This is a genomic window from Agromyces selenitireducens (genome assembly GCF_052748465.2).
The window spans coordinates 2,265,208-2,287,252 of the sequence record NZ_CM188259.1; the positions used below are offsets into that span (position 1 = coordinate 2,265,208).

At 72.0% G+C, this 22,045-nt stretch carries 20 protein-coding genes; 10 read left to right on the top strand and 10 right to left on the bottom strand.

Features of this window, described 5'->3' with window-relative positions:
• The first annotated feature begins 118 nt into the window (after positions 1-118).
• On the top strand, positions 119-1,603 hold the full coding sequence (locus tag ACULK4_RS10540; protein WP_445964378.1) for a HEAT repeat domain-containing protein: 1,485 nt from the start codon (positions 119-121) through the stop codon (positions 1,601-1,603).
• Positions 1,604-1,622: 19 nt separating this feature from the next.
• Here the strand turns inward: ACULK4_RS10540 and ACULK4_RS10545 are convergent, their stop codons facing one another.
• The 4 genes from ACULK4_RS10545 to ACULK4_RS10560 are packed head-to-tail and all read right to left on the bottom strand — an operon-like array spanning position 1,623 to position 5,333.
• Entirely contained in the window at positions 1,623-3,140 is a 1,518-nt protein-coding gene (locus tag ACULK4_RS10545; protein WP_445964379.1) for an amidohydrolase, read from the bottom strand.
• The gene (locus tag ACULK4_RS10550) at positions 3,137-3,781 is read right to left on the bottom strand and encodes an FMN-binding negative transcriptional regulator (protein WP_445964380.1); all 645 of its coding nucleotides are present in this window, start codon (positions 3,779-3,781) and stop codon (positions 3,137-3,139) included. Before ACULK4_RS10550 ends, ACULK4_RS10545 begins: the two co-directional genes overlap by 4 nt.
• A gap of 7 nt (positions 3,782-3,788) precedes the next feature.
• On the bottom strand, positions 3,789-4,793 hold the full coding sequence (locus ACULK4_RS10555) for an Fpg/Nei family DNA glycosylase (RefSeq protein WP_445964381.1): 1,005 nt from the start codon (positions 4,791-4,793) through the stop codon (positions 3,789-3,791).
• 45 nt (positions 4,794-4,838) lie between these two features.
• On the bottom strand, positions 4,839-5,333 hold the full coding sequence (locus tag ACULK4_RS10560) for a ribose-5-phosphate isomerase (RefSeq protein WP_445964382.1): 495 nt from the start codon (positions 5,331-5,333) through the stop codon (positions 4,839-4,841).
• A gap of 123 nt (positions 5,334-5,456) precedes the next feature.
• On the opposite strand from ACULK4_RS10560, the gene pepN (ACULK4_RS10565) reads away from it, so the two are divergent.
• From pepN (ACULK4_RS10565) to ACULK4_RS10585, 5 genes are all read left to right on the top strand, one after another.
• A complete protein-coding gene (gene pepN, locus ACULK4_RS10565; protein ID WP_445964383.1) occupies positions 5,457-8,009 on the top strand; it encodes an aminopeptidase N in 2,553 nt (850 codons plus the stop codon).
• A 3-nt stretch (positions 8,010-8,012) separates the two neighbouring features.
• Entirely contained in the window at positions 8,013-10,601 is a 2,589-nt protein-coding gene (pepN, locus tag ACULK4_RS10570; RefSeq protein ID WP_445964384.1) for an aminopeptidase N, read from the top strand.
• Between the two features lie 113 nt (positions 10,602-10,714).
• Positions 10,715-11,860 carry a mechanosensitive ion channel family protein gene (locus ACULK4_RS10575; protein WP_445964385.1) on the top strand — a complete coding sequence of 382 codons (1,146 nt, stop codon included), beginning with the start codon at positions 10,715-10,717 and terminating at the stop codon, positions 11,858-11,860.
• Between the two features lie 2 nt (positions 11,861-11,862).
• Positions 11,863-12,246, top strand: a complete 384-nt coding sequence (locus ACULK4_RS10580) for a globin (protein ID WP_445964710.1) — start codon at positions 11,863-11,865, stop codon at positions 12,244-12,246.
• Between the two features lie 67 nt (positions 12,247-12,313).
• A complete protein-coding gene (locus ACULK4_RS10585; RefSeq protein WP_445964386.1) occupies positions 12,314-13,984 on the top strand; it encodes an FAD-binding dehydrogenase in 1,671 nt (556 codons plus the stop codon).
• 48 nt (positions 13,985-14,032) lie between these two features.
• Here the strand turns inward: ACULK4_RS10585 and ACULK4_RS10590 are convergent, their stop codons facing one another.
• Positions 14,033-14,719: a DUF8185 domain-containing protein gene (locus ACULK4_RS10590; RefSeq protein ID WP_445964387.1), complete on the bottom strand. Its 687-nt coding sequence runs from the start codon at positions 14,717-14,719 to the stop codon at positions 14,033-14,035.
• Positions 14,720-14,812: 93 nt separating this feature from the next.
• On the opposite strand from ACULK4_RS10590, the gene ACULK4_RS10595 reads away from it, so the two are divergent.
• The 3 genes from ACULK4_RS10595 (at position 14,813) to ACULK4_RS10605 (ending at position 16,843) form a co-directional block, all read left to right on the top strand.
• Positions 14,813-15,694 carry an acyl-CoA thioesterase gene (locus ACULK4_RS10595; protein ID WP_445964388.1) on the top strand — a complete coding sequence of 294 codons (882 nt, stop codon included), beginning with the start codon at positions 14,813-14,815 and terminating at the stop codon, positions 15,692-15,694.
• Positions 15,695-15,815: 121 nt separating this feature from the next.
• Positions 15,816-16,286: a QcrA and Rieske domain-containing protein gene (locus ACULK4_RS10600; protein WP_445964389.1), complete on the top strand. Its 471-nt coding sequence runs from the start codon at positions 15,816-15,818 to the stop codon at positions 16,284-16,286.
• Positions 16,287-16,291: 5 nt separating this feature from the next.
• Positions 16,292-16,843: a hypothetical protein gene (locus ACULK4_RS10605; RefSeq protein ID WP_445964390.1), complete on the top strand. Its 552-nt coding sequence runs from the start codon at positions 16,292-16,294 to the stop codon at positions 16,841-16,843.
• Here the strand turns inward: ACULK4_RS10605 and ACULK4_RS10610 are convergent, their stop codons facing one another.
• From ACULK4_RS10610 to msrA, 5 genes are all read right to left on the bottom strand, one after another.
• Complete coding sequence (locus ACULK4_RS10610) at positions 16,844-17,320, bottom strand: acyl-CoA thioesterase (protein ID WP_445964391.1); 477 nt, start codon at positions 17,318-17,320, stop codon at positions 16,844-16,846. It abuts the gene before it with no gap.
• 1 nt (position 17,321) lies between these two features.
• On the bottom strand, positions 17,322-19,004 hold the full coding sequence (ettA, locus tag ACULK4_RS10615; protein ID WP_445964392.1) for an energy-dependent translational throttle protein EttA: 1,683 nt from the start codon (positions 19,002-19,004) through the stop codon (positions 17,322-17,324).
• Positions 19,005-19,008: 4 nt separating this feature from the next.
• The gene (locus tag ACULK4_RS10620; protein ID WP_445964393.1) at positions 19,009-19,518 is read right to left on the bottom strand and encodes a DUF6993 domain-containing protein; all 510 of its coding nucleotides are present in this window, start codon (positions 19,516-19,518) and stop codon (positions 19,009-19,011) included.
• Positions 19,519-19,616: 98 nt separating this feature from the next.
• Positions 19,617-20,231, bottom strand: coding sequence for a single-stranded DNA-binding protein (locus ACULK4_RS10625; protein WP_445964394.1), 615 nt, complete (start codon positions 20,229-20,231; stop codon positions 19,617-19,619).
• Between the two features lie 178 nt (positions 20,232-20,409).
• On the bottom strand, positions 20,410-20,934 hold the full coding sequence (gene msrA / locus ACULK4_RS10630) for a peptide-methionine (S)-S-oxide reductase MsrA (RefSeq protein ID WP_445964395.1): 525 nt from the start codon (positions 20,932-20,934) through the stop codon (positions 20,410-20,412).
• Between the two features lie 17 nt (positions 20,935-20,951).
• Here msrA and ACULK4_RS10635 point away from each other — a divergent pair, with 17 nt between their 5' ends.
• Complete coding sequence (locus tag ACULK4_RS10635; RefSeq protein WP_445964396.1) at positions 20,952-21,959, top strand: aldo/keto reductase; 1,008 nt, start codon at positions 20,952-20,954, stop codon at positions 21,957-21,959.
• Positions 21,960-22,045: the final 86 nt, after the last annotated feature.

Sequence of the window (22,045 nt, forward strand, 5' to 3'; positions counted from 1 at the left end):
TCGGCACCCGGATCGGGCGGGGGCTATCCCCCGCGCTCGTCGGCGGTGCGAGTACCCGACGGGTCCTTCGTCTCTGCCGGAGCCGTCTCGTCGCGGGAGACTGGACGGGGAGGATGCGATGAGCCGGCGCCGTGCCGAGGCACTCGATCCCGCTGCGCGCGGCGACGCTCGAGAGGTCATGCGCCTGGTGGGCTACCGGCGCCGATTCGGCTCGTGGCGGGTCGACGAGACCGCCGCGCGGCGGTCCGCGGACATCCGCGCCGCGGCGCTGGCCCGGCTGGTCGGATCCGGCCGCGTGGCTGCGAACGAGCTCCTGGCGCTGTCGCGCCTGATCATGGAGACCGACCCCGACCCCGCGTTCCGCGTGCGGACGCTCGAGGTGCTGGGCGACCACCTGCGCGAGGCCGGTCGCGATGCGATCCCCGAGCTGACCGAAGGTGCGTGGGGACTCCTGACGCGATCCGTACGGAGCGAGGACCCCGATGTCGCCGTCACGGCGCTCGCCGCGATCGCCGGCCTCGCGTCGTCCGGGTGGCGGCCGACCGACGCCGACGAGCTGCTCCGTTCGGTCGCCGAGGAACGACCCGCCGTCGTCGTCGCGGCGATCCACGGCCTCGACGGACCGGCGTCGTCGCCCGATCGGCGACGGCGCCGGCACCTGCTCGGCCTCCTCGACGAGCCGAGGTTCGTCGACCTCTCACCCGAGCTCGCTCGCATGGTGGCCGACCCGGCCGAGCCGGACCGGCTCGACTGCATCCGTGCGCTCGTCGGCATTGGCGACGACGCCGCGGTCCCGGCACTCATGGCCGTGCTCGAGCACCACGTCCCGGGTTCCGTCCCCGACCGCTGCGCGGCGCTTGCAGGTCTGCGCGCGCTCGGCGCCGACCTGCCCGTACCCGTGCTGGAGGGGGTCATCCGCGAGGGCGATCCCCGACTGCGGGACCGGGCGTTCGCCGCACTGGAGGCGTCGCCGCATGATGTCGTCCCGACACTGCTCGCGCTCGCCACCGAGTCGGCCACCGATCCGATCCTGCGCGATCGCGCGCTCGGACGCCTGGTCTCGTCGAGCGACGACCGCGCCTTCACCGTGCTGCAGGCGCGCGCTCGGGACGATCCGTCGCAGGTGGGTCGAGCCGCCGCCCTCGCGCTCGCAGGGCACTCGCACACGACGACCGACGCGCCTCGCCTCGCCGTCCAGCTCGCGGCGGGAGATGCCGACGCGGTGCTCCGCGACCTCGAGGCCGCGGCCGCCGAGGGCCCCGACGCGGAGCTCCGAGCCGCACGCTACGTCGACGCGAGGCTCGAGTGGCTGTGTCCGCGCGGCGTGGACGACCCTGCCGCTCTGGGTCGGGCCGTCGCCGTGGCCGCGTCCGTGCTCGCGCATGGCGGCCCAGCGGACGGCCCGGGCCTCAGTGCGATGGTCGGCCTGGCCCGGCGACTGGCGCATACCCCCGATTCCGAGTACGACGACCTCCGCGCGGGCGACCAGGACGTGTACGTGGTCCACGTCGTCGACAGCGAAGAGGACACGAGATCGGAGGGCCGCCGTCTCCTCGCCCTGCTGGGTTGCCCCGAGCCACCCGGCGGCGCCGGAGCCGCCTGATGCTGAGCCGGAGACCGCGTCAGCCCTCCCCATGGGTGATCCGGCCGCCGAGCAGCGTGAGCGCGACGGGCATCCGGCGCAGGCCGTCGACGGATGCCGCGAACGGGTCGAGTTCGACGACGGCGAGGTCCGCGGGCATGCCCTCGCGGATCTCCGCCCCCGCGCCGTCGGTGGACGCGGCGAGCGCCACGCTCACGTCGACGGCCTGCTCCGGATGCCACGGCTCGCGGCCGTCGCGCGTCCGGCCCACGGCGGCGGCGATCGCGACCCAGGGGTCGAGCGTCGCGACGGGCGCGTCGGAGCCCAGGGCGAGCTCGACGCCGGCCGCGGCGAGGTCGCGGAGCATGAAGGCGCGGTCGGTGCGGCCGGCCCAATAGCGGTCCGCGACGTCGCGGTCGTCCATGGCGTGCTCGGGCTGCACGCTCGCGACGATGCCGAGGCGGGCGAACCGGGCGACGTCGTCGTGCCGGAGCAGCTGGGCGTGCTCGATGGACGCGCGGCGGTGCCATCCGCTCGGCTGCACCGCCTCGAGGGCGTCGAGGGCGCGCTCGTTGGCCCGGTCGCCGATGGCGTGGACGGCCGGGTCGAGGCCGATCTCACCGGCGCGGCGCAGGTGCGGCACGAGTTCGTCATGGGGCACGTTGGCCACGCCGTACGGGTGCTCGTCCGGTCCGAGGCCCGGGTACGCGTCGACGCACCAGGCGGTGCGCGTGTTGAGCGACCCGTCGGTGATGACCTTGTAGCCCCCGACGCGGACGAGCCCGCCCGTTCCCTCGACGACGTCGCCCGTGCGGAGTCCGGCCTCGGACGCCCGCTCGAGGTGCTGCGTGTAGACGCCGAAGCGCACCCGGAGCGCGTCGACGCCGTTCGCCGCGCGGCGGGCCCAGTCGTCGCGGTTCCAGCGCATCTCGTAGTCGACGATCCCGACGACGCCGCGCGCAGCGGCCGCGCGCGCGGCGTCGGCGACCCATGCGTCGAGCACGCCGTCGGCGACGTCGTCGAGCTCGCGCACGAGGCGGAAGCAGTCCTCCTCGCGCAGCACCCCGCTCGCGCCGGCCTCATCGACGAGGCCGTGGCGGCGTGCCGCGGCCGTGTTCACCCAGCAGGAGTGCAGGTCGCCCGAGACGAGCACGACGGGCACGTCGCCGGCGACGCGGTCGAGCAGTGCGGCGGATTGGCGGTCCGGCCAGAGTCCGTCACGGTACCCCATGCCGATCACCTCGTCGGCGCCGGCGCGAACGGATGCCGCGACGAGCTCGGCCGCCTCCGCCGCCGCCGTCACGGCGCCGAGATCGATGCGGCGGGCGGCCATGGCCCACTGCGCCATGTGCACGTGACGGTCCCAGAGCCCGGGGACCACCCACCTGCCGGCCAGTTCGATGCGGCGGGCGCCTGCCGCGAGCGGGCGCGAGCCCGCGGGGACGACGCCGCGGACGAGTCCGCCGTCGAGGTGCACGTCGACGGGGAGTTCCTCGCCCGGCAGGCGGGCGCCGGCGAGGACGAGCGCGGCCGGCGCCGCGGCATCCGCCCCGCTCACGCGCGCGCCGCCCGGAGCGCCTCGTGGGTGCGCCGCATCTCGGCGGCGAGTGCCGGGTTCGCGTACGGGCCGTCGCCCTCGAGCTCGGCGACGATGCGGTCGACGGTCTCGGGGGGCTTGTTCTGGCTCATCTTGTTCTTCGCGACGAAGCGGGTGATCGGGATGCGCAGGCCGACGGTGCCGGAGGCGATGCGCTCCGCGTAGGCGGCGTTCTCGGGAGTCGACCGCATGCCGCGCGGCTCGGGCAAGCGCTGCTCGAAGTGGTCGACGAGTGCGTCGAGCACACGGAGGTTCTCGTCGGGCGCGAGCAGTTCGGGCGTGCCGTGGAGGTGGGCGGTGACGAAGTTCCACGTCGGCACCGCGGGGTTCGCGTCGTACCAGCCGGGCGAGACGTAGCCGTGCGGTCCCTGCACGATGACGAGCACCTCGTGGCGGCCGAGCTCGTGCACGACCTCATCGGGGCGGCCGACGTGCGTGAGCAGCACGATGCCGTCGGCCGCCTCGTCGAGGAGCACCGGGTAGTGCGAGGCGACGAGGCCCGAGGCATCCGTCATCGACACGATCGTCGCCCACGGGTGCTCGCGCACCAGTCGCTTGACGCCGTCCTCGCTCGCGAGGGTGAAGCTCGGGTTCTGTCTCATGGCGCTCCTATGCCTGGCAGTTCGGGCACCAGTAGAGCTTGCGGGCGCCCATCTCTTCCAGCGCGATGTTCGTGCCGCACACCCGGCACGGCAGTCCCTCGCGCTTGTACACCCAGTGGCGGTCGTCGCGGTTGGCCATCGCGTCGCGCCACGCCTGCCCCTCCAGCCCGTCCATGGTCATCATCTGGCCGGTCTCGACGCCGATGCGCAGCAGCCGCGACCAGTCGTGCCACAGCTCGCGCACGGTCTCCTCGGGCACGAGCCGGCCGGGGGTGTGCGGATTCAGGCGGGCGCGGAAGAGCAGTTCGGCGCGGTAGACGTTGCCGATGCCCGAGACCACGTTCTGGTCCATGAGCAGCAGGCCGACCGGGGTGGGCTTGCGACGGATGACGCCGACGAACCGCTCTTCCGCGTCGGGGCCGTCGTCGATGAGCGGGTCGGGGCCGAGCCTGCCGACGACCTGCTCGACCTGCGCGGGGTCGAGCACCTCGCACGCGGTCGGTCCCCGGAGGTCGGCGACGACGGTGTCGGTGAGCAGCCGCACGCGCACCTGCCCGATCGGCTCGGGCGGGAACGTGTCGAAGCCGTTCTGCTCCTTCTCGGACTCGGACATGCGCAGGCGCGTGCGACGGGGCGCGCCGATCGAGTGCAGCGAGTTCTCGCCGGCGGTGTCGAGGACGACGGCATCGGGGTTCGGGCCGTCGAGGAACGTGCCCCTCTGGTTCGTCTGGCCCATGCGCCCGTTCGACGACGCGATCGTGGCGTCCATCAGGATGTCGCCCGCGAAGTCCCACGCACCGTACATGCCGAGGTGCACGCGCAGCCACCGGTCGCCCTCGAAGCCGAGGAACATCTGCTTGCCGACGGCGCGGGCATCCGTCATCCGTCGCCCGTCGAGGTCGGCCGCGCCCTCGGCGAACCGGCCCTGCGGGCTCGAGGCGCGCACGACGTGACCGACGAAGTTGCGTTCGAACTGCCGGGTGATGCGGTGGACGGAATGGCCCTCGGGCACGCGCGCTACTCCCCCGCGGCGGGCGCCTGGACGCGCCGTGTGGAGCTACGCCGAGACATCGACGCCCCTGCCGGCGATGTCGCCCGTGGTCTCGTACTCCGCGAGCTGCGCGATGCGGCGCACGTGGCGCTCGTCGCCCGAGAACGGCTCGGCGATGAAGGCGTCGATGTAGCGGATCGCCTCCTCGACCGTGTGCTGGCGGGCGCCGATCGAGATGACGTTGGCGTCGTTGTGCTGGCGCGCGAGGATCGCGGTGTCCATGCTCCAGACGAGCGCCGCGCGGATGCCGCGGACCTTGTTCGCGGCGATCTGCTCGCCGTTGCCCGACCCGCCGAAGACGATGCCGAGGGTCTTCACGCCCGCCGACTGGTCGCGCGCCACGGCGAGCGCGGCGTTGATGCAGAAGGCCGGGTAGTCGTCGAGCGGGTCGTATTCGACCGGGCCGTGGTCGATCACCTCGTGGCCGCCGTTGGCCAGGTGCGCCTGCAGCGTCCGGCTGAACTCGAGGCCGGCGTGGTCGGTCGCGATGTGGATGCGCATGCGCCAAGTCTAGGGAGCGCAGGACCCCTCCCGGCGCGGGTGACGCGGGGCTAGGCTATTCGGGTTGCCCGGGCCCACGAACGCCCGTGGCGACGCATCCGTTCGACGCAGATGGAGAGCCGAGTGCCTGGAGAGAACCTCACCCGCATCGAAGCCGAGGAGCGCGCCGCGCTCGTCACGGTGCACGACTACGACGTCCGCCTGGACGTCACCACGGGGCCGGAGGTGTTCCGGACCGAGACGACCGTTCGCTTCAGCGCCAGCGACGGCGCCTCGACGTTCATCGACGCGATCACCGCGGCCGTGCACTCGGTGACGTTGAACGGCGAGCCGCTCGACCCCGCCGAGGTGAGCGACGGCGTGCGCATCCAGCTGCCCGACCTGAAGGCCGAGAACGAGCTCACGGTCGTCGCCGACGGCCGCTACATGCACACGGGCGAGGGCCTGCACCGGTTCGTCGACCCGGTCGACGACGAGGTGTACCTGTACACCCAGTTCGAGGTGCCCGACTCGCGCCGCATGTTCGCGGTGTTCGAGCAGCCCGACCTCAAGGCGGCGTTCCGCTTCACGGTGACCGCGCCGGCGCACTGGCAGGTCGTGTCGAACTCGCCGACGCCCGAGCCGGTCGACGCCCACGAGGGAGCGAAGACGTGGGCGTTCGAGCCGACGCCGCGCATCTCGAGCTACATCACCGCGCTCATCGCGGGCCCCTACGACGTGGTGCGCGACGAGCTCACGAGCGCCGACGGCCGGGTCGTCCCCCTCGGCGTGTTCGCGCGGAAGAGCCTGTCGGAGTACCTCGACGCCGACTACATCTTCGAGAAGACCAAGCAGGGCTTCGAGTACTTCGAGCGCAAGTTCGGGGTGCCGTACCCGTTCGCGAAGTACGACCAGCTGTTCGTGCCCGAGTACAACGCGGGCGCCATGGAGAACGCCGGGGCGGTCACCTTCACCGAGGTGTACGTGTTCCGCTCCAAGGTGACGGATGCCGTCAAGGAGCGCCGCGTCGTGACGATCCTGCACGAGCTCGCCCACATGTGGTTCGGCGACCTCGTCACGATGAAGTGGTGGAACGACCTCTGGCTGAACGAGTCGTTCGCCGAGTGGGCGTCGACCATCGCCACCGCCGAGGCCACCGAGTGGCACGGCGCGTGGACCACGTTCAACGCGATGGAGAAGAGCTGGGCGTACCGCCAGGACCAGCTGCCCTCGACGCACCCGATCGTCGCGGAGATCCGCGACCTCGAGGACGTGCTCGTGAACTTCGACGGCATCACGTACGCCAAGGGCGGCTCGGTGCTGAAGCAGCTCGTCGCGTGGGTGGGCGTCGATGAGTTCTTCGCCGGCGTCTCGGCCTACTTCCGCAAGCACGCGTGGGGCAACACGACCCTCGCCGACCTCCTCGCCGAGCTCGAGGTCTCGAGCGGCCGCGACCTCTCGGCCTGGTCGGAGCTCTGGCTCGAGACCGCAGGCGTGAACACGCTCCGCCCCGAGATCGAGACCGACGACGACGGGCGCATCACGTCGTTCGCGGTGCTGCAGTCCGCGATCGCCGAGTACCCGACGATCCGCCCGCACCGCCTCGCGATCGGGTTCTACAACCTGAAGGACGGCAAGCTCGTGCGCGACCACCGCGTCGAGCTCGACGTCGACGGCGAGCGCACCGAGGTCGCCGAGCTGGTCGGCCTCGCCCGCCCCGACCTCGTGCTGCTCAACGACGAGGACCTCGCGTACGCGAAGATCCGCCTCGATCGCGCCTCGCACGGCGTCGCGCTCGGCAACCTGTCCGAGATCGACGACCCGCTGGCGCGTGCGCTCGTGTGGGGTTCGGTGTGGGATGCCACGCGCGACGCCGAGACGCGCGCGAGCGACTACCTCGCGCTGGTGCTCGGCAACATCGCGAGCGAGACCGAGTCGACGACGCTGCGCATCGTGCTGGCGAACTCGATCCTCGCCGCGAGCGCGTACACCGACCCGGGCGGGCGGGCGGATGCGCTGCGTCAGCTCGCCGACGGATTCTGGGAGCTCGCGAGCCAGGCCGAGCCGGGCAGTGACGCGCAGTTCCAGTTCGTCAAGGCGTTCGCGTCGATCGCCGAGCACGGCACCCACCAGGAGGACCTGCTCGCCCTGTACAACGGCGTGCTGACCCTCGACGGGCTCTCGGTCGACACCGACCTCGGCTGGGAGCTGCTCGTCGCACTCGCCGCGGCGGGTCGCGCCGACGACGGCGACATCGACGCGCGCCTCGCGACCGACGACACCGCGACCGGCCGCGAGGCCGCCGCGAAGGCGCGCGCCGCCGTCCCGACCGTCGAGGCGAAGGAGCGCGCGTGGGCATCGCTCGTCGACGTCGACACCGCGTCGAACTCGGTGGTGCGCGACACCGCGGCGGGCTTCCTCCGCGCCGCCGACCCGGCGCTGCTCGAGGCGTTCGTCGAGCGCTACTTCGGCATGCTCGAGCGCGTCTGGGAGGAGCGCAGCTACGCGATCGCCGAGAAGCTCGTCGACGGCCTGTACCCGTCGCCGCTCGCGAATGCGGCGCTCGTCGACGCCAGCCGCGGGTGGCTCGACGCGAACCCCGACGCGCCGCCGGCGCTGCGCCGTCTCGTGGTCGAGAGCCTCGCCGGGGTCGAGCGCGCCATCGCCGCACAGGCCCGCGACGCACGGGAGGCGTAGCCGATGGGTCGCCCCGACCTCACGCGGGCGGAGGCCGAGGAGCGCGCCGCGCTCATCGGCTCCCCCGCGTACGACGTGACTCTCGACCTCACGGGCGACGACGGGCGGTTCCGCTCCGAGACCCTCGTGCGGTTCACCGCGACGCCCGGCGCGTCGACGTTCATCGAGTCGACGACGGCCGAGCTGCACGAGGTGGTCCTGAACGGGGTCGCACTCGACGCGGCATCCGTGTCGGACGGGTACCGCATCAGGCTCGACGACCTCGCCCCCGAGAACGAGCTCCGGGTCGTCTCGACGCGCGAGTACACGAACACGGGCGAGGGCCTGCACCGGTTCGTCGACCCCGTCGACGGCGAGGCGTACCTGTACACCGAGTTCGCCGTCGCCGAGGCCAACCGCGTGTACGCCGCGTTCGACCAGCCCGACCTGAAGGCGGCGGTGCGGTTCACGATCGCCGCGCCCGAGCACTGGACCGTGCTGAGCAACGCGCCCTCACCCGAGCCGGCCCCGGGCGCGGCATCCGGCACCGCCACCTGGGCCTTCGAGACCGGCCCGGTGATCTCGAGCTACATCGTCGCCATCATCGCCGGACCGTACGCGTCGTGGCATGCGTCGGCGACGAGCACCGACGGCCGCGACGTGCCGCTCGGCCTCTTCACGCGTCGCTCGCTCGCGCAGTACGCCGAGCCCGACGTGATGTTCGAGCTCGTGCGCGACGGCCTGGCGTTCTACGAGACCGCGTTCGACGTGCCGTATCCCTACGGCAAGTACGACCAGATCTTCGTGCCCGAGTACAACTGGGGCGCCATGGAGAACGTGGGCGCGGTCACCTTCAACGAGTCGTACCTGTTCCGCTCGCGCGTCTCGGACGCGCGCCGCGAGCAGCGCGCCATCGTGGTGCTGCACGAGCTCAGCCACATGTGGTTCGGCAACTCGGTCACCATGCGGTGGTGGAACGACCTGTGGTTGAACGAGTCGTTCGCCACCTGGGCGTCGACCCTCGCGACCTCGCGCATCACGGAGTTCGCCGACGTGTGGGCGACGTTCGCGACCGACGAGAAGACCCACGCCGCCGAGCAGGACCAGCTGCCGTCGACGCACCCGATCGTGGCCGTCATCGACGACATCGGCGACGTCGAGGTGAACTTCGACGCGATCACGTACGACAAGGGCGCGTCGGTGCTGAAGCAGCTCGTCGCCTGGGTCGGCCTCGAGGAGTTCCAGCGCGGTGTGGGCGCGTACCTCGCGCGGCACGCCGACGGCAACGCGACGCTCGCCGACCTGCTCGCCGAGCTCGAGGCGGCCAGCGGCCGCGACCTCGCCGACTGGTCGGCGAAGTGGCTCGAGACGGCGGGCGTGAACACGCTGCGGCTCGAGGTCGAGGCGGATGCCTCGACCGGGCTCGACACGAGTGCCGCGGACACGATCACCGCCGCGCGCGTGCTCCAGTCCGCGGCCGCGTCGCACCCGACGCTTCGCCCGCACCGCGTGGCCATCGGACTGTACGACGACGTCGACGGCAGGCTCGAGCGCGTGCACCGCGTCGAGCTCGACATCGACGGCCCGTCGACCGACGTGCCCGAGCTCGTCGGGCTGGCGCGTCCGGCGCTGCTGCTCGTGAACGACGACGACCTCACCTACGCCAAGGTGCGGCTCGACGCCGACTCGTTCGCGGCAGCCCGGGACCGCCTGTCGGAGGTCTCCGATCCGGTCGCGCGCGCCGTCATCCTCGGGTCGTCGTGGGACGGCGTGCGCGACGCCGAACTGCCCGCGTCGGACTTCGTGCGCCTCGTCATCGCCAACGTCGGCCAGGAGACGCAGTCCGCCGCGCGCGGGCTCGCACTGGCGCGCCTCGAGCTCGCCGTGTCGCGCTACCTCGCCCACGGCCACCGCGACCTGCTCGCCGAGGAGGCGACCGACGCGGTCTGGGCGCTCGCCGAGCTCGCCCCTGCGGGTTCCGACGCGCAGCTGCAGTTCGTCAAGGCGTTCACGCGCCTCGCGTGCGTGCCCGCACATGCCGACGTGCTCGACGCGCTTCGGACCGGATCGGCACGCCTGGACGGGCTCGAGATCGACCTCGACCTGCGCTGGGAGATCACGATCGCGCGTGCTGCGCTCGGTGCGGCATCCGACGACGAGATCGACACGGCGCTCGCCGCCGACGACACGGCCAAGGGCCGTCAGCTCGCCGAGACGGCGCGCGCGGCCCGACCCGACCGGGCGGTGAAGGATGCCGCGTGGCGCCGGGTCGCGACCGACGCGACGCTGTCGAACGACGTCGCCCGCGCGATCGCCGACGGCTGGCAGCGCACCATCGACCCCGCACTGCTCGCCGGCACCGTCGACGACTACCTCGGCATGCTCGAACGGGTCTGGGCCGAGCGCAGCTTCACGATGGCGTCGCTCATCGTGAAGCGGCTCTTCCCCGCGCCGGTCGTCGACGCAGGCATCGCCGCACGGATCCGGGCCTGGCTCGACGGGCACGCCGAGCCGGCGCCGCTGCACCGCCTCGTGGCCGAGCAGCTCTCCGAACTCGAGCGCGCGCTCGCCGCGCGCGACCGCGACGCGGCATCCGTCACCGCTTCGGCCTAGGCAACGAGCACGACCCCGGCTGACGCGAACGACGACAGCCGGGGTCGGCGCCCGGCCGCGGGCGCGCCGGCGCGCAGGATCACCCGATCCAGAGTCGAATAGACTTCCGGACCATGCTCCGCTTCGAAGAGCCGGCCCCGGACCAGGTCGACGTCCCGTCGCAGCTCGACGCGTTCTGGGCCGGCTGGTGGGGCGTGCTCCTCACCGACGTGATCACGGTCGCCGCGATCGTCCTGCTCGCGTTCGTGATCCGCTGGCTGCTGCACTTCGTCATCGACCGCACCGTCAACCGGATCGTCACCGGGGTGAAGCGCAAGCAGCACGTCGAGGACACCCAGGCGCTCGCGGCATCCCCGCTCGCGGCCGTGCGCCTGGTGCAACGCACTCGCACGCTCGGGTCCGTGCTCACGAACTTCGTGAACATCACCCTGTTCATCGTCGTCGTGCTGGCGGTCGTGAACGTCCTGGCCCCCGACATCCTCGGGTCGTTCACCCTGCTGTCCGCCGCGATCGGCGCCGGTCTCGGCTTCGGAGCGCAGAACATCGTCAAGGACGCCCTCAACGGCTTCTTCATGGTCACCGAGGACCAGCTCGGCGTCGGCGACATCGTCGACCTCGGACCCGCGTCCGGGATCGTCGAGGAGGTGCGGATCCGCGTCACCTCGGTGCGCGACGTCAACGGCACGCTGTGGTTCGTGCGCAACGGCGAGATCACGCGGGTCGGCAACATGTCGCAGGGCTGGGCCCGGGTCATCGTCGACCTCGCCGTGCCGTACGAGGCCGACGTCGACGCGGTCGAGGCGGCGCTGCTGCGGGCCGCGACCGAGATGGCGCAGAACGGCAAGTGGCGCTCGCGCATCCTCGAGAAGCCCGAGGTGTGGGGACTCGAGTCGATCTCCGCCGACGCGATGGTGATCCGCGTGGTCATGAAGGTGCGCACGTCGTCGAAGGACGACGTCGCCCGCGAGCTGCGGATGCGGCTGAAGCGGGCGCTCGACGACCTCGGGCTCAAGCTGCCCAGCCTGTCGAGCGTGATCCTCTCCGGCTTCGACGGCGTCACCCGGGTCAAGGGCGCGAAGCCGCCGAAGACCGCGCCGAGCCCCGTGGTCGCCAAGCCCGTCGGCAAGCGCGAGCTCCGGGCGAAGCGAGCCGCCGAGTCGATCACCGGTACGGGCAGCGTGGCGACGACGGATGCCGCGACCCCGCCGTCCACGGACGCCGGCACCCTGCCCGACACCCCGCCGAAGGACACCGCGTGAACCTGCCCTCCCCCAGCTTCTACGACCAGGTGGGCGGACGCCCCACGTTCCAGCGCCTCGTGCACGAGTTCTACCGCGGCGTCGCCGACGACCCGGTGCTGAAGCCGATGTACCCCGAAGAGGACCTCGGTCCCGCCGAGGAGCGCCTGCTGATGTTCCTCGAGCAGTACTGGGGCGGGCCGACGACGTACAGCGAGCAGCGTGGCCACCCCCGGCTGCGGATGCGCCACCTGCCGTTCAAGGTGAATCCGGACGCACGGGACCGCTGGCTCGCGCACATGCGCGCCGCGGTCGACACGCTCGACCTGCCGCCCGTCGCGGAGGCGACGCTGTGGGACTATCTCCAACGGGCCGCGTTCGCCATGGTCAACACCTTCGAGGAGTAGCATCCGCTCGGCCCCATCGCACCGGGGCGGCCTCACCGCCGGCCCCGCCAGAGACGAAGGAGTCCCCGTGGCCGACCCGACCCGTCGATCCCCCACCGAGTTCGACGCCGTGATCGTCGGAGCCGGCCTCGCCGGCCTCGTCGCCGCGGCCGAACTCGTCGATGCCGGCAGGCGCGTCGCGATCCTCGACCAGGAGCCCGAGGCGAACCTCGGCGGTCAGGCGTGGTGGTCGTTCGGCGGCCTGTTCCTGGTGGGCTCGCCCGAACAGCGGAGGCTCGGCGTGCACGACTCGCTCGAGCTCGCGCGCGAGGACTGGCTGGGCTCGGCCGGCTTCGACCGCGACGAGGACGAATGGGGTCGGCGCTGGGCCGAGGCGTACCTCGAGTTCTCCGCCGGCGAGAAGCGCGCCTGGCTCCGCGAGAAGGGACTCCGCTTCTTCCCCGTCGTCGGCTGGGCAGAGCGCGGCGGCGGCATGCCCGTCGGCCACGGCAACTCCGTGCCCCGGTTCCACATCACGTGGGGCACCGGGCCAGGAGTGGTCGCCCCGTTCGTCGCGAAGGTCCGCGCGGGCGAGGCGGCCGGGATCGTGACGTTCCGGTTCCGGCACCGCGTCGATGAGCTCGTCGTCGACGGCGGCTCGGTCGTGGGCGTCCGCGGCGCGACCCTCGCACCGGACGACGCGCCTCGCGGGGCGCCGTCCAATCGCGACGTCACGGGCGAGTTCGAGCTGCGGGCCCCCGCCGTCGTGGTCGCGTCCGGCGGCATCGGCGGCGACCACGACCTGGTCCGCGCCGCGTGGCCCGAGCGACTCGGCACGCCACCCGCGAGCATGCTCTCGGGTGTGCCCGCACACGTCGACGGCCGAATGCTCGGCATCGCCGCGGCATCCGGCGCCCGCCTCGTCAACGGCGACCGGATGTGGCACTACACCGAGGGCATCCGGAACCACGACCCCGTCTGGCCGCTGCACGGCATCCGAATCCTGCCCGGACCGTCGTCGCTGTGGTTCGACGCGACCGGGCGGCGACTGCCTCCGCCGCTCTTCCCCGGCTTCGACACGCTCGGCACGCTCGAGCACCTCGCGAAGACCGGTCATGACCACTCGTGGTTCGTGCTCACGCAGCGGATCATCGAGAAGGAGTTCGCGCTCTCCGGCAGCGAGCAGAACCCCGACCTGACCGGAAAGGACCTGCGGCTGCTCGCGGAGCGCCTCGGTCCCGGGGCACCCGGGCCCGTCGAGCGGTTCAAGGAGCGCGGTGCGGACTTCGTCGTCGCCGAGGCGCTCCCCGAACTGCTCGCCGGAATGCGCAGCCTGTCGCCGGGCGATGTGCTCGACACCGCGAACGTCGAACGCGAGATCGTCGCGCGCGACCGCGAGGTCGACCACGAGTTCTCCAAGGACCTGCAGCTCACCGCCGTCCGGGGCGCCCGCAGCTATCGCGGTGACCGGCTCGTACGGGTCGCGCCGCCCCATCGGATCCTCGACCCGAAAGCCGGGCCGCTCATCGCGGTGAAACTGCACATCCTGACCCGCAAGAGCCTCGGCGGCATCCAGACCGACCTGTCCTCGCGCGTGCTCGGCGCCGACGGCACCCCGGTGCACGGACTGTACGCGGCGGGCGAGGCGGCCGGGTTCGGCGGGGGCGGCATGCACGGCTACCGCGCGCTCGAGGGCACGTTCCTCGGCGGCTGCCTGTTCACCGGGCGCGCGGCCGGGCGGGCGATCGCGGCGGACTGACGCCGCGCGCGTGGAGCAGGACGACCCCGGCAGAGCGGATGCCGCAGCCTACGCCTTCAGCGTCCACGCCTTCCGTCGCACGAGCACGTGCCCCCGCCGCGAGCTGAGCCGCGTCCACGGGCCGGTCTCGAACACCGAGATGGGGTCGTCGCCGAGGAACCCCAGGCTGAACGCCGCGAACGCCGCACCGGCAGGCACGTACTCGAGGCCATCGACGCCGCGACCCCACACCTCCGAGCGCACGCGCTGCACGAGCTGCTCGCCGGTGCCCTCGGGGATGGCCTTCGCGACCTCGTCGATGCCGGCACGCGCGGCACGCTCGAGCGTCGCGGCATCCGTCTCGCCGAGGGCGCGCCAGCCGCCCCGCGGCGGCGAGATGCCCGCCCAAGTGACGGTGTTGACCTCGGGCGGCCTGGTCATCGTGACCGGCCGGGGCTCCGCTCCCTCGTCGTCGTCGAGCTCGCCACGGGCGCGCACGATGCGGTCGACGACCGAGCGCATCGGCACGACCACGTCGAAGTCGTCGGTCTCGAAGAGCTGGAAGGTCCGCAGGCCCAGCACGGTCGGGCTCTCGTCGAGGATGCCGCGCGGATAGAGGATCGCCGTGTACACGGCGAGGATGTCGTTGCCCGCGACCAGGCGCACCGCACCGTCCTCGACACGCGACGCCCGCTGCAGGTACGTGTGGAGGTCGCCGAGCGACAGGCTGTCGGCGAGCGTGAATTGCTGGACCATGGCCTGTCTAGACTACCGAGAGAGCGCCGCGGCCCCCGCCGCCGGGCGCCGCGGGCGGGCTGATCGGCGGCCGACCGACCACACGGAGGAACGATGAACGGTCCGATCGACGGCCTGCTGAGCACACTGCGGCTCACCGACACCGGTGCGCGCACGCATGAGGACATCTTCACGGGGCCATCGCAGTGGATGCCCCTCGGCCGCGTCTTCGGCGGCCAGGTGCTCGCGCAGTCGATCACGGCGGCCACCCACACGGTGCCCGACGATCGCACGATCCACTCGATGCACGGCTACTTCCTCCGTCCCGGCGACGCGCAGCACCCGATCACGTTCGCCGTCGACCGCATCCACGACGGCCGGTCGTTCTCGACGCGGCGCACGCAGGCATTCCAGCACGGCGAGCCCATCCTGTCGCTCATCGCATCGTTCCAGAGCCATGACGACGGCCTCCAGCACCAGATGGAGATGCCGGCCGACCTGCCGGATCCCGACGGCCTGCCGTCGACGGCCGACGTGCTCGGGCACCTCGAGCACGACGTCGCCCGCTACTGGTCGAGCGAGCGGGCGTTCGACGTCCGGCACATCCCGTCGCCGGTGTACCTGAAGGTCGACGGCGAGAGGATGCCGCGCCAGGCCGTGTGGATGAAGGCCTTCGGCCGCCTGCCCGACGACCCCCGCCAGCACCGCGCAGCGCTCGCCTACGCGAGCGACTACTCGATCCTGGAGCCCGTGCTGCGGGCGCACGGGATCGCGTGGGCGACGCCCGGCCTCAAGGTGGCGAGCCTCGACCACGCGATGTGGTGGCATCGCGACGCGCGCGTCGACGAGTGGCTGCTGTACACGATGGAGTCCCCGTCGGCGAGCGGCGGCCGCGGCCTGTCGCTCGGCCGGATCTACACGCGCGACGGCGTGCTCGTGGCGAGCGTCGCCCAGGAGGGCATGGTTCGCGTGCCCGACCCGGACTCGGTCGGCTGAACCCATGCCGCATCGCGGAGTGTTTGCTGAGCGAACGCCGCGTGATCCGGGCTCCGGGCCCTCGTTTATCGCAGAATGGCACCAGTGCCGCGCCCGCGGCCGGCCACAGGGAGGCACCGATATGGACGACGCTCGCGAACTCTCCCGCCGCACTGCGCTCGCATTGGGCGGCACCGGCGCGATCGGCGGTGCGCTGGTCCTCGCCGGATGTGCGGCCTCGGACGACGGCTCGGCCGCGTCCACCGCCGACGGCTCAGACGACGACTCGGCGGCACCCACGAACGGTGCAGCGGATGCCACGGGCGAGGACGTCGCGGCGCTCGCCGACATCCCGGTCGGCGGCAGCATCGATGCCACCATCGGCGGCGAGCCGGTGCTCCTCGCCCAGCCGACGGCGGGCGAGGTCGTCGCGTACAGCGCGATCTGCACCCACCAGGGCTGCGTCGTCGCCGCGGCAGGATCGAAGTTCGAGTGCCCCTGCCATGGTTCGGTCTTCGACGCGGCCACGGGAGACGTCGAGGTGGGGCCGGCGCTCGAACCGCTCGGGTCCGTCGCGGTCACCGTCGACGGCGACCGCGTCGTCGCCGGTTGACGCCGATGCTCGACTACGAGTTCGCCGGACTCCCCCTGCACGTGCTGATCGTGCACGTCATGGTCGTGGGGGTGCCCGCCCTGGCCCTGCTGTTGGTGGTCCTCGCCGCATGGCCGGCCGCCCGCCGTGCGCTGTGGATCCCCGCGCTGCTCGCGGCGCTGCTGATGCTGGGCGTGACCTACCTCACCATCGAGGCCGGCAAGTGGCTCGAGGCGCGCGTCCCGTCGGCGCCGCTGATCCAGGAGCACACCGCGCAGGGCGAGGACATCGTGCCGTGGATGTACGGGCTCGTGGCGGTCGCGGCCCTCGTCGCCGCGCTCGCCATCGTCGAACGCTCGCAGCGGCGCGACCGCACCGACCCGGAGGTCGCCGCGGCGCGCGGGTACGCGCCGTCGACGACGCGGACCTCCCCGGGCCGGATCGCCGTGGTCGTGCTCCTCGTGATCGCGGCGGTCGGCGTCGGCGCGGGTGCGACGTGGACGATCATCCAGATCGGCGAGTCCGGCAGCCGCGCGGTGTGGGAGGGGTCATTCAGCGACGAGCCCCTCGAACGCTGATCAGCGCCGACGGAACGCGATCGGCTCGCCCAGGTACGGCTCCCACGCCGCACGCTCGGCCTCGGTGATCCGACGCGGACGTTCGGTGGCCGCGTCGACCACGACGATCGTGGTGACCGCACGCGTGTAGAGCGTGCGGGGCTCGACGCCCACGGGCGAGTGGACCTCGTAGCAGACGTCGAGGCTCGCGCCGCCCATGTGGCCGATCCAGAGCTCGATGTCGAGCGGTTGCCGCTGGTACGGGATCGGCGCGAGGTACTCGACCTCCTGGCGCGCGATGAGCGTGATCGTGCCGGACCCGGGGCCAGCGTCGAGCACCGCGGTCGACGCGCCCGCGGCGTGCTCGGTCGCGGCATCCGACACCCAGAACGCCTGGATGCGAGCCTCCTCGAGGAGGCTCAGCATCCGGGCGTTGTTCACGTGCCCGTACGCGTCGAGGTCGCTCCAGCGCAGCGGCGTGGGCACGTGCAGGCGCACGTCAGTCCCTCGTGAGCTTGCGGTACGCGGAACGGTGCGGCTTCGCGGCCTCGGGTCCGAGGCGCTCGACCTTGTTGGCCTCGTACGCCTCGAAGTTGCCCTCGAACCAGTACCAGTTGGCCGGGTCGTCGTCGGTGCCCTCGTACGCGAGGATGTGCGTGGCGATGCGGTCGAGGAACCACCGGTCGTGCGTGATGACGACGGCGCAGCCGGGGTACTCGAGCAACGCGTTCTCGAGGCTCGACAGGGTCTCGACGTCGAGGTCGTTGGTGGGCTCGTCGAGCAGCAGCAGGTTGCCGCCCTGCTTCAGCGTGAGCGCGAGGTTCAGGCGGTTGCGCTCACCGCCCGAGAGGATGCCGGCGCGCTTCTGCTGGTCGGGGCCCTTGAAGCCGAACGTGGACACGTAGGCGCGGCTCGGGACCTCGGTCTTGCCGACCTGGATGTAGTCGAGCCCGTCGGAGACGACCTCCCACAGTGTCTTGTTCGGATCGATGCCACCGCGGGTCTGGTCGACGTAGGAGATCTGCACCGTCTCGCCGATCTTCAGGTCGCCGCTGTCGAGCGGCTCGAGCCCGACGATGGTCTTGAAGAGCGTGGTCTTGCCGACGCCGTTCGGGCCGATGATGCCGACGATGCCGTTGCGCGGCAGCGAGAAACTGAGTCCGTCGATGAGGGTGCAGTCGCCGAATCCCTTCTGCAGCTTCTTCGCCTCGAGCACGACGTCACCCAGGCGCGGGCCCGGCGGGATCTGGATCTCCTCGAAGTCGAGCTTCCGCGTGCGCTCGGCCTCGGCCGCCATCTCCTCGTAGCGCGCGAGTCGCGCCTTCGACTTGGCCTGACGGCCCTTGGCGTTCGAGCGGACCCACTCCAGCTCCTCCTTGAGGCGCTTCTGGAGCTTCTGGTCCTTCTTGCCCTGCACCTGGAGGCGCTCGGACTTCTTCTCGAGGTAGGTCGAGTAGTTGCCCTCGTACGGGTAGAGCCGGCCGCGGTCGACCTCGCAGATCCACTCCGCGACGTGGTCGAGGAAGTACCGGTCGTGCGTGACGGCGAGCACGGCGCCGGGGTACTTCGCGAGGTGCTGCTCGAGCCACAGCACGCTCTCGGCGTCGAGGTGGTTCGTGGGCTCGTCGAGCAGCAGGAGGTCGGGCTTCTGCAGCAGCAGCTTGCAGAGCGCGACACGTCGCTTCTCGCCGCCCGAGAGTACCGAGACGGGGGTGTCGCTCGGCGGACAGCGGAGCGCGTCCATCGCCTGGTCGAGCTGCGAGTCGAGGTCCCACGCGTCGGCCGCGTCGATCTCCTCCTGCAGCGTGCCCATCTCGGCGAGCAGGGTGTCGAAGTCGGCGTCGGGGTTCGCCATCTCGGCCGAGATCTCGTTGAACCGGTCGATCTTCGCCTTGATCGGGCCCACGCCCTCCTGGACGTTCTCGAGCACGGTCTTCGTCTCGTCGAGCTCGGGCTCCTGCATGAGGATGCCGACCGAGAAGCCGGGCGTGAGCCGCGCCTCGCCGTTGGAGGGCTGGTCGATGCCGGCCATGATCTTCAGGATCGTGGACTTGCCCGCGCCGTTCGGCCCGACGACGCCGATCTTGGCACCGGGGAGGAACGCCATCGTGACGTCATCGAGAATGAGCTTGTCGCCGACCGCCTTGCGGGCGCGCACCATCGAGTAAATGTAATCCGCCATGTCGCTACCAGTCTATGGGGCGCGTGTCGCCGATGAGGCAGCCGCCCGTGCCGAGCGCCGGACGCACCGCGCTCTGGTAGCCGTCGGACTTCGCGCCGTACTGTCCGACGAGGCAGTCGGGACCGAGACCCACGGCGAACTGGATCGAATCGGCCGGTTCGCCGAGCGTGGTGGTGTCGGCGGTGACCTGCATCCCCGCTCTGTCGAAGCCGGCCGCCACGAGTGCGTCGATGAACGCGCGGCCGCCGGCCGACGGGTCGGCGGCGATCACGGCCCGGTTGACGGAGTCGAAGAACGCGAGGTTCTCGGCCGCCGACAGCTCCGGCCGCAGGACGAGGTCGACGTTCTCGGGCGGGGCGATCGTCGTCGGCACCGGGCGCGGTGCGGAGTCGGCCTCCACGGTCGCGGTCGGAGTCGCGCTCGGGGCGGGATCGGCGGTCGCGCATCCCGTGAGGAGGAGAGCGGTGGCGCAGGCGAGCCCAGCGATGATCGCCCGCGCGTTCCGCCGTCCCATCGCACCCCTCGTCGGTCCCTTGACCAGCCGGAGCCGAGTCTACGTCGCCCTCCCGTGCGCCGCGCGGACGGGAGGCCGTCGCCTCGACGACGAGCCGGTCAGCTCCCGATCGCCACGGCCTCGACCGCCGTCTCCTCGTCGCTCGGCGACATGGCACTCGATGCCGACAGGCCGCCGGGCGTGCCGGCCGCGGCGTCGTCTGCGGGCGACGAGCCCGGTGCCGCCGCATGCCGGTCGCCGGGCCACTCGCCTGCAGTGCCGGGCCGCGTCCACGCGTCCTCCCCCGCAGACGCCGCCGCGCCGGCCTCGGAGTCGCCCGCGGCCGCGGCCCGGTCACCGTCGTCCACCGCGCGGATCGCGGCGGTTCGGGTGACCGAGGTGCGCCCCCACGACAGGTCGTGCCCGATCGCGTCGGCGTCGATCTCGACTGCGGTGCCGGACTTCTCGCCCGTCTCCCACGGTCGCACGCGCAGGCGCCCGTGCACGACGACACGGTCGCCCCTCGAGACGGATGCGGCGGCGTTCACCGCGAGCTGGCGGAACGCCGCCACCGAGTACCAGTTGGTCTCGCCGTCGGCCCACTCGCCCTTGGCGCGGTCGAAATACCGGCGGGTCGAGGCGAGGCGGAAGTTGGTGATCGCCAGTCCGGCGTCGGTGACGTTGTGACGCGGGTCGTTCCCCACGAATCCGGTGACGGTGACGAGGTCGGTCATGGTCATGCTCCTTGCGGTCGGCGCCACCGCGAGTCGGCGGCTGGCGGCATCCGGGGCCCTCGTGCCGGAACGACCCCGGATGCCGTTCACCACAGCGTGCTGCGGCTCCCGCGGCATCCGTCGCCCGAATGCGCCGACGTGGACGGGCGCACCGCGCGACCGCCCTGGGGAGGACCGGTCAGGCCACGATGTAGTCGGCGTAGGAGCGTCGGATCTTGTTCACCTTCGGCAGCGCCACCGCGAGGCAGTACCCCTGGCCCGGGTTCTTGGCGAAGAAGTCCTGGTGGTACTCCTCGGCGCGGAAGAACTCGCCGAGCGGCTCGATCGTCGTCACGACCTCTCCCGGCCACCAGTCGGCGGCGCGTCCGCGCGCCTGCTCGAACAGCTCGCGCTGCGCCTCGCCGTCGAAGAACATCGCCGAACGGTACTGCGTGCCGACATCCGCGCCCTGGCGGTTCAGCTGCGTCGGATCGTGGAGCGTGAAGAAGACGTCGAGGATCACCTCACGCGGGATCGCGTCCGGGTCGAAGTCGACGCGAACCGCCTCGGCGTGCCCGGTCCGGCCCGTGCACACGAGCTCGTACGACGGGTTCGGCAGCGAACCGCCCGTGTACCCGGAGACCACGTCGTGCACGCCACGGAGCGTGCGGTACACGGCGTCGAGGCACCAGAAGCAGCCACCCGCGAGAACGAAGCTTTCCATCGCCATAGGCTAACCGCATGACCTTCGTCGCAACCCCGGACCGATACGACCGCATGCCCTATCCGCGCATCGGTCGCAGCGGCCTCAGGCTGCCCGCCCTCTCGCTCGGCCTCTGGCACAACTTCGGCCACGACCGTCCGCTCGAGACGCAACGCGCGATCGTGCGCCGGGCGTTCGACCTCGGCATCACGCACTTCGACCTCGCGAACAACTACGGCCCGCCGGCCGGCAGCGCCGAGGAGAACTTCGGCCGCCTGCTCGCGAGCGATCTCAAGCCCTACCGCGACGAGCTCGTCGTCTCGTCGAAGGCCGGCTACCTGATGTGGGACGGCCCGTACGGCGAGTGGGGTTCACGGAAGTCCCTGCTCGCCTCGCTCGACCAGAGCCTCTCTCGACTCGGGCTCGACTACGTCGACGTGTTCTACTCGCACCGTCCCGACCCCGAGACCCCCATCGAGGAGACGATGGGCGCGCTCGCGCACGCCGTCCGGCAGGGCAAGGCGCTCTACGCCGGGATCTCGAACTACTCGCCCGAGCAGACCCGCGCCGCCGCGGCCGCGCTCGCCGCCGAGGGCGTGCCGCTCACCATCCACCAGCCGCGCTACTCGATGTTCGACCGCACGATCGAGGAAGGGCTCTTCCCGGCCCTCGACGAGGTCGGGGCGTCGGCCATCGTCTTCTCGCCGCTCGCGCAGGGCCTGCTCACCGACCGGTACCTCACCGGCGACGTGCCCGCCGGCTCGCGTGCCGCGACGAGCCACTTCCTTCCGGCGGACCGTATCAGCGAGGACTACCTCGCCCGCGCACGTGCGCTGCACGAGATCGCCGCCGCACGCGGCCAGACGCTCGCGCAGCTCGCCCTCTCGTGGGTGCTCCGTGTGCCGCAGGTCGCGAGCGCGCTCATCGGCGCCTCGAGCGTGGCCCAGCTCGAGCAGAACGTCGCCGCACTCGACGCCGAGCCCCTCACCGACGACGAGATCGCGGCGATCGAACCCCACGCCGCGCACGGCACCGTGCTCGGCTGAGATCGGCGGCACCTTCGCACCGCGCGGCCGGCGCCTCGCGGCGTACGACCGCGATCAGGCCGGACGCCGCACCCGGCCGGGACGCG

Coding starts and splice junctions, on each gene's coding strand:
- ACULK4_RS10540 (WP_445964378.1), top strand. CDS start 119: ATGAGCCGGCGCCGTGCCGAGGCACTCGATCCCGCTGCGCGCGGCGAC.
- ACULK4_RS10550 (WP_445964380.1), bottom strand. CDS start 3,781: ATGAGACAGAACCCGAGCTTCACCCTCGCGAGCGAGGACGGCGTCAAG.
- ACULK4_RS10560 (WP_445964382.1), bottom strand. CDS start 5,333: ATGCGCATCCACATCGCGACCGACCACGCCGGCCTCGAGTTCAGCCGG.
- pepN (WP_445964384.1), top strand. CDS start 8,013: ATGGGTCGCCCCGACCTCACGCGGGCGGAGGCCGAGGAGCGCGCCGCG.
- ACULK4_RS10575 (WP_445964385.1), top strand. CDS start 10,715: ATGCTCCGCTTCGAAGAGCCGGCCCCGGACCAGGTCGACGTCCCGTCG.
- ACULK4_RS10590 (WP_445964387.1), bottom strand. CDS start 14,719: ATGGTCCAGCAATTCACGCTCGCCGACAGCCTGTCGCTCGGCGACCTC.
- ACULK4_RS10595 (WP_445964388.1), top strand. CDS start 14,813: ATGAACGGTCCGATCGACGGCCTGCTGAGCACACTGCGGCTCACCGAC.
- ACULK4_RS10600 (WP_445964389.1), top strand. CDS start 15,816: ATGGACGACGCTCGCGAACTCTCCCGCCGCACTGCGCTCGCATTGGGC.
- ACULK4_RS10605 (WP_445964390.1), top strand. CDS start 16,292: ATGCTCGACTACGAGTTCGCCGGACTCCCCCTGCACGTGCTGATCGTG.
- ettA (WP_445964392.1), bottom strand. CDS start 19,004: ATGGCGGATTACATTTACTCGATGGTGCGCGCCCGCAAGGCGGTCGGC.
- ACULK4_RS10620 (WP_445964393.1), bottom strand. CDS start 19,518: ATGGGACGGCGGAACGCGCGGGCGATCATCGCTGGGCTCGCCTGCGCC.
- ACULK4_RS10625 (WP_445964394.1), bottom strand. CDS start 20,231: ATGACCGACCTCGTCACCGTCACCGGATTCGTGGGGAACGACCCGCGT.
- msrA (WP_445964395.1), bottom strand. CDS start 20,934: ATGGAAAGCTTCGTTCTCGCGGGTGGCTGCTTCTGGTGCCTCGACGCC.
- ACULK4_RS10635 (WP_445964396.1), top strand. CDS start 20,952: ATGACCTTCGTCGCAACCCCGGACCGATACGACCGCATGCCCTATCCG.